The sequence below is a fragment of the Candidatus Accumulibacter vicinus genome, assembly GCF_000584955.1.
Taxonomy (GTDB): Bacteria; Pseudomonadota; Gammaproteobacteria; order Burkholderiales; family Rhodocyclaceae; genus Accumulibacter; species Accumulibacter vicinus.
Genome location: NZ_JDSS02000037.1, coordinates 26,402 through 33,129 on the forward strand (window position 1 = coordinate 26,402; position 6,728 = coordinate 33,129).

Consider the following 6,728-nt stretch of genomic DNA (forward strand, 5'->3'; position numbering starts at 1 on the left):
GGCCACCTACCGTGGCGGTGCCTGGCTGTGGCTGCTCTGGTTGTCCGGCGCGCTGGCGCTGGTCGCCGCGATCTACCTCCTGTTCGACGCCGACGCCTTCGGGAAACGCGCTGACGGTTCGCTGCCGCTTGCCGTGCGCTGTCTGCTCGGGCCCTATCTGCTCTGCGCCTGGCTGAACTCGCGCTGGTGGACCCGTCAGCTCGCGATGGCCGATCCGGTCACAGCGGGTGTCCTGCTCGGCCGGCTGCCGACAGCAGCCGAAGGGCAGCGTCTCGGCATTACGGCGATCATCGATGTCTGCGCCGAACTGCCTTGTCCGACGCCGGCCTTGCGCCATACGGTCATCCCGATGCTCGATCTGGTGCCGCCGAGCCTGGAACAGATCGAGCGTGCATCGGCGGCCATCGCTGCAGCGCGTGCCGCCGGTCCGGTGCTCGTCTGCTGCGCGCTGGGCTTCGCACGCAGTGCGCTGGTGGCCGCGGCCTGGCTGCTGCGTGCGGGGATCGCCGCAACGCCTGAAGAAGCCGCTGCACAGGTGCGCAAGGCGCGTCCGGCCGTGGTCCTCGGTCGTCCCCAGATCGATCTGCTTCGCCGCTGGCAGCAGCAGTATCCGCAGCCGAAATCGTGAGCGGATGACGAGCCACCTGCTCCCGACACTTCCAGACGAGGCCTGGCCACTGATCGCCGGTATCGGCACGGTCCTGATCGTCGCTTCGCTGCTCGGACGGGTGCTCAAGTTCAGAGTCGCCCGGCGCCAGACCCATGCCGCCATCGATAATCTGAACAGCCGCATCAATGCCTGGTGGGTGATGGCCGTCCTGTTCGGACTGGCCATGTGTGCGGGCCGCAGCGGCGTGACCCTGCTGTTCGGCCTGGCTTCCCTGGCCGCACTGCACGAATTCCTGGCCGGCGAACCCTCCGGCATGATCCCGAAAACGCTGCGAGTGGGGAGTTTCGTGTTCGTCGTGCCACTGCAGTATCTATTGGTCTGGAATGGCAGTTACGCGCTCTACGGCAGCTTCATCCCCTGTCTGGTGCTCATCGGCCTGCCGCTGCTGACCACCCTGCGCGCGGCAGACAGCGGCGACTGCCGGCGGCACGTGCGCACGCTGCAGGGCGGACTGCTGATCTGCGTGTTCTCGGTCTCGCATATCCCGGCGCTGCTGAACTTGCCGATCAGCGGCCATCCGGATCACAATGGCTACCTGCTGGTGTTTCTGTTGCTGGTCGTTCAGTCGAGCGACGTGCTGCAATATCTCTGGGGAAAGCTCGCCGGTCGGCACGCGATCGCCCCCCGGCTCTCGCCGGCGAAAACGGTCGAAGGGACTGTGGGCGGCATCGTCACTGCCAGCGTTCTCGGCACCTGGCTGGCATCGATGACGCCGTTCACCGTTCCCGAGGCAGCGCTGATCTCGCTGCTGCTGACCCTGCTCGGCTTTCTCGGGGGCCTGGCGATGTCGGCAATCAAGCGCAGCCGCGGCATCAAGGACTGGGGCAGCCTGATTCCCGGACATGGCGGAATGCTTGATCGACTCGACTCGCTCTGCCTTTCGGCGCCAGCCTTCTACTACCTGTTGCAATTCGGCTGGGCCAGTTGATGTAAACGTCGCGTCAGCGGCTCACGAAGGCGGATATCCGTTAATGTGAAAGTCGCGTCAGCGACTCACGAATCCCCCCTCCCCACTTGCGGGGGAGGGGTCGGGGGAGAGGGAAACGGTCATGACTTTCATGATCAGGGGTGTCTTGCAAAGTCATGACCGTTAACTGCGCCGCCGCATCCTGCCGATCAACCCTCCCAGCACCAGACCGGCGAGTCCGGCGCCGCCCGCCGCCCACCAGATGGCCTCTTTCGCTTCGGCGATCAGCGAATTGGTGAACACGTTTGACGACAGGTGCATCGACACCACTTTCCACTGTCCATCGATTTTCGCCGAGGTCGAGGTCCAGTTCGAATTCAGGGTGAAAGGGCCTCTGGCCACCGGAAAGAATTCATCCACCATCGTCCCGTCGGCGACCGCGACCTCGCCGTGACCGAAAAAATGAGCCGAAGCGCCGATCTTGGCCGTGGTGAGATAACGGTCGAGGATACGCTGCTCGCCCTTGACCATGCGATGGTAGTAAGCCTTGATCTCGGCGTGCCCGCGCGAAACCTCGCCGTTCAGCCAGGTCACCGTCGCCTCGGGAGCCATCTGTGCGACCATCCGGTCGACATCCTGAGCGTTGATGCTCGCCTCTATTTCCCGGAAAATCCTGATCAGCGCCTGGCGATCCGCTGCGTACGGGTCGTTGTCGGCAGCCAGGGCGCTCGCTGGACCCAGCAGGGCGAGCACGACAAGGAGCAGGTTCAGGATCGAAAGCATGATGGCATCTCCAGTGATCGAATGGTCGGACGCGACGCATCATAGCCTGCCGCTGCCTCGTTGCACACCTGGCTTTTCAGCAAGCGCGCCGCCAGCTTGCCTTGCACCCGTGGATGCGCGATGACTCACGGCCAATGCCATCAAGCCGACCGCGTTTTCCACCACAATCGGAGCTTCCATGCTGCTTCAAGCCTTTCTCCATGCCTTCAAGAGATGGCTCGCTCAGGAACGGACGAGCATTGCCGAACCCTGTTGGCAAATCGAACCCGATCCGCTTCGCCGCCGGGCAGAACCGAACCAGATCCTGATCGGCGTCGGTGCCTGGGGTAGCCGCGAACAAGCGGTCGAACATCCCGGCGTCTGTCTGAACAACAAAGGCCTGGCCGAGCGTTTCGGCGTCGCGGCAGACCCGTCCACAGTCACCGAAATGGTCCTGAATCCGCCACCGGAACTGGCAGCGCATTGGCGGGCCGTGTGGGGAAAGGGCACGGAGTTGGGTCGGCGACTGGGCGAACTCACCCTGGTGATTGAAGACGCTTCTCCCGATTCGGTGCTCGCGCTCCTGTTCTGGCTCGCCGTCATGAACGGGGTGCCGGCGGAATCGTTTGACCGGCCCGAGGTCGCGCGCTGGGTCGCCGCCGTGCGACGCTGGGAACTGACGGGAATGGTCGCCGACAATCCGCACACTTCCTGGGCGGCGCTGCTGGCTGCCCTGTCCCACAGCCATTTTGCCCCGCTGCCGTCAGAAACAGGTCGCAGCTACGATTTCGCTGGTGCCTGGCGCGAGGCGCTACAGTTCACCACCGCCCTGCTGCTGCAAGACATCGCGCCGGACGCCGTGCCGGAAATGTGGGAACTGGAAGCCTATCGCCGCGCCGCCGCGCTGTTGCGCAATGAAGAACAGAATTATCTGCGTTCGCTGCCCCGCTCTACCTGCCTGCAACTGCTGGTACCGATGGCCGGTCCGGAACCGCGCAAAGATGTGCTGGTGGATGCCTACCTCACGGTGGAAACCTGGCCCAGCGGCGCCCGCAAGCTGTTCGCCCGGCTGGATCGCAGCCACAGCCCCACGGGGCAGGGTTTCGCCGTGATGGGCGTCTACCGTCCGGACCCGCGCATGGCCGGCGCCGGTGATGACATGGTGGTGTCGGTCAACCCCCTGACCGGCATCAACCTGCCGGATCTGTGGCGGGAACTGGAACGGCTGGAAAACGAACGCTGGGCAGACCAGCGTCCCACCGAGAATGCCCGTCCGATTGCCAGCTATCCGGCCGGCACCGGGTTCACCCAACCCTGGTGGGACGACCACGGCCGCCACACCCTGCTCGCGGCGCCTCGCCGCCTGCCGGACGGTCGTCTGGGCAGCCGGCTGACCTGGCCCGATGTCGTCAATGCCCTTTGGCGGGTGTACAGTCCATTGCGACGCCTGCGCGTCGAAGACGCCCTGCACGCCGGTTCGCCGATCCCGATCGAGGCTTGTGCGCGAAAAACCTATCGTCATGACGGCGGCGACAGCACGACCAAGTTCCTCCTGGGGATGCGCTGGCTCCCGAACGCCGCCCAGTCGGGCGCGCTGTTCGACCTGCCGAGCGTACAGCGTTATCTGGCTGCCCTCATCGCCCGCCAGGACGAACAGCAGGCGATCAAGGTCGAGGACCTGCCCGTGCCGGACGAGTTCAACGTGCTGCCCCTGCACGGCGGCTTTGCCATCCTCCACGATCAAGGCGCCCTGGTATTCGACGACTGGCGCACCGAACGTCTCCGCTTATCGCAGCTTGTTGAAGAGTTCGAGCGGGTATTCCAGACCCTCGGCACCGGACGCGACGTGGGGAGGGCGCTGGACGCCCTGTTTGAAGAGCGCACCTCGGGCAGGAAACCTCGTCCTACCGCTGCCGTGCTGGGTGATCTCGCCACCCTCCGCAGCCGCCTGACCGAGGCCGGCTACCAATATCAGCCCGGCAGCCATTGGGCCGACGTGCGTGCCTTCCGGGCCGCACTGGAAACCCGCTGGTGCGTCGGTGATGCCATCAAGAACCTGCACACCCGCGTTTCTCAACTGGAAGACGCCATCCGTACTGCCAGCACGCTGGAAACCCAGCGCCTCACCTATATTCTCTCGACCATCGGTTTGCCCTTCGTCATCAGCAACGCGCTGACCGGCTTCCTGAAACCCTGGCTCGTCGGCCCCCAGCTTCCTCCCGGACCGCGAGAGGTGTGGGCTCCGACGCTGTTCTACTTCGGCGTGGCGTTGATCCTGATCGGCCTGATCCACATCGCTTTGAAACGCTGGCTGTTATCCGCGCGCAAACGCAGGCAAAAGGTGGCAAGAAACGCCTAATCCATTCACACTCCGGATTGTGGTTGCTGGGTAATCGTTCACACCCCCTGCTCGTCCTTGGCGTTGCGTATCGTCTTGCGTCGTGGCGCGCGTACCGGTGGGCAACTGGCAATCGTCCTCTGCTAATATTCGGCTCCGACGATCCGGAGTATCCACTTGACCCCCTTGCTGGTTTCCGCCTACACCCTGACCACCTGCCTCGGCCGCGGTCTGGCTGCGACGCTGGCAAGCCTGCGCGCGGGCAGCAGTGGCCTTGCGCCCTGCGCTTTCGAAACGACCGCGATCGCCACCTGGATCGGCGAAGTGGCGGCGGTTGACGATCAGTCACTGCCGGCAACGCTGGCGCGCTACGATTGCCGGAACAACCGTCTGGCGCAACTCGGCCTCGAAACCGATGGCCTGGCCGAACGGGTGCGCGCAGCGGCAGCGCGCTACGGCAGCCACCGCATCGGGGTGTTCCTCGGCACCAGCACCGGCGGCATCCTGCAGGCCGAACTCGCCTACCGCCGGCGCGACCCGCACAGTGGCGCCTTGCCCGACGATTTCATCTACCGCAACACGCACAATCCTTTCTCGCTGGCCGAATTCGCGCGCGATTATTTCGACCTCGAAGGCCCGGCGATGACGGTGTCCACGGCCTGCTCGTCGAGCGCCAAGGCCTTTGCGGCCGCGGCTCGCCAACTCGCCTGCGGCAGCATCGACGCGGCGCTGGTCGGCGGCGTCGACTCCCTGTGCCTGACGACGCTCTACGGCTTTGCTTCGCTCGAACTGACCTCGAGTCAGCCGTGCCGGCCTTACGACACGGCGCGCAACGGCATCTCGGTCGCCGAAGGGGCCGCGTTTGCGCTGCTCGAACGGCTGCCGGAGAATGCCCGCCCAGGCTCGCTGCTGCTGCTCGGCTACGGGGAGTCGAGCGACGCCTACCACATGTCCTCGCCGCACCCGCAAGGCCTCGGCGCCCGCATGGCGATCGAGGCAGCCCTGCACTCGGCTGGCCTGTGCCCCTTCGACATCGACTACATCAACCTGCACGGCACCGCGACGCCGAGCAATGACGCGGCCGAAGGCCAGGCGGTGGCCGCGCTGTTCGGAGAGCGCACGCCGTGCAGTTCGACCAAGGGTGCGACCGGCCACACGCTCGGCGCCGCCGGCGCCGTCGAAGCGCTGATCTGCGCGCTGGCGCTCACGCACGAGCTGCTGCCCGGCAGCCCGCACACCAGGACAGCGGACCCGGCGATCCCGATCGACTACCGGCTCACGCCCCGCCCCGCTCGCGTGCGGCGGGCACTGAGCAACTCCTTCGGCTTCGGCGGCAGCAACTGCAGCCTGGTTTTCGGCGTCAGCGCATGAGCCAGACTCCGCTCACCGCCTGGGTCGACGGCGTCGGCTTCCTCGCCCCCGGCATGCCGGACTGGCCGACCGCCTGCGCCATCCTGCGCGGCGAACAGGCTTATACGCCAGCGCCTTCCGTGCTGCCGGTGCCGAACGTTCTGCCACCGGCCGAGCGCCGGCGCGCCAGCCGCGTCGTCAAGCTGGCGCTCGCACTTGGGCTGGAAGCCGCCGCCCATGCCGAAACCGACGTCGGCACCCTGGCCACGGTGTTCACGGCCTCCGGTGCCGATGGCCACAACTGTCACGCGCTGTGCGAGCAATTGGCGACCGACGACCGCCGGATTTCGCCGACCCGCTTTCACAACTCGGTGCATAACGCCGCCGCCGGCTACTGGGGCATCGCCACCGGCGCGATGGCCCCGTGCCAGGTGCTTTGCGCCTTCGACGCGAGCTTCGGCGCCGGCCTGCTGGATGCGCTGGCGCAAGTCGTCGTCGACCGATGGGCGACCTTGCTGATCGCCTACGACAGCGAGTATCCGGAACCCCTGCACCGTAAGCGGCCGATCCCTGATTGCGCCGGCGTGGCGCTGCTGCTGACCCCGCTCCAGAGCGTCCGCTCGCTGGCGCGCATCGCCGTCACGCCAGGCACCGACGCCGCCGCCAGACTGGCCGATGGCGAACTGGAAAGCCTGCGCACG

General features: G+C 66.1%; 7 protein-coding genes. 5 read left to right on the forward strand and 2 right to left on the reverse strand.

Annotation, left to right across the window (positions count from 1 at the left end; all coding sequences use genetic code 11):
• Together CAPSK01_RS15970 and CAPSK01_RS15975 are read left to right on the forward strand one after the other, a co-directional pair.
• Window positions 1-628 (forward strand): dual specificity protein phosphatase family protein (locus CAPSK01_RS15970; RefSeq protein ID WP_273703839.1); only part of this gene is annotated, 628 nt, incomplete at its 5' end.
• Window positions 629-632: 4 nt separating this feature from the next.
• Window positions 633-1,598 (forward strand): phosphatidate cytidylyltransferase, encoded by a 966-nt coding sequence (locus tag CAPSK01_RS15975; protein WP_273703840.1) that lies wholly within the window; start codon window positions 633-635, stop codon window positions 1,596-1,598.
• Between the two features lie 162 nt (window positions 1,599-1,760).
• Here CAPSK01_RS15975 and CAPSK01_RS15980 read toward each other — a convergent pair whose 3' ends face one another.
• Complete coding sequence (locus CAPSK01_RS15980) at window positions 1,761-2,360, reverse strand: nuclear transport factor 2 family protein (protein WP_034928929.1); 600 nt, start codon at window positions 2,358-2,360, stop codon at window positions 1,761-1,763.
• A 76-nt stretch (window positions 2,361-2,436) separates the two neighbouring features.
• The gene (locus CAPSK01_RS23385; RefSeq protein ID WP_273703841.1) at window positions 2,437-2,712 is read right to left on the reverse strand and encodes a hypothetical protein; all 276 of its coding nucleotides are present in this window, start codon (window positions 2,710-2,712) and stop codon (window positions 2,437-2,439) included.
• A 171-nt stretch (window positions 2,713-2,883) separates the two neighbouring features.
• Here CAPSK01_RS23385 and CAPSK01_RS15985 point away from each other — a divergent pair, with 171 nt between their 5' ends.
• From CAPSK01_RS15985 to CAPSK01_RS15995, 3 genes are all read left to right on the forward strand, one after another.
• Window positions 2,884-4,698, forward strand: coding sequence for a hypothetical protein (locus tag CAPSK01_RS15985; protein WP_273703842.1), 1,815 nt, complete (start codon window positions 2,884-2,886; stop codon window positions 4,696-4,698).
• 156 nt (window positions 4,699-4,854) lie between these two features.
• Window positions 4,855-6,048 (forward strand): beta-ketoacyl-[acyl-carrier-protein] synthase family protein, encoded by a 1,194-nt coding sequence (locus tag CAPSK01_RS15990; protein WP_034928935.1) that lies wholly within the window; start codon window positions 4,855-4,857, stop codon window positions 6,046-6,048.
• A partial coding sequence (locus tag CAPSK01_RS15995) for a beta-ketoacyl synthase chain length factor (protein ID WP_034929422.1) occupies window positions 6,045-6,728 on the forward strand: 684 nt, incomplete at its 3' end. The genes CAPSK01_RS15990 and CAPSK01_RS15995, both read left to right, overlap by 4 nt.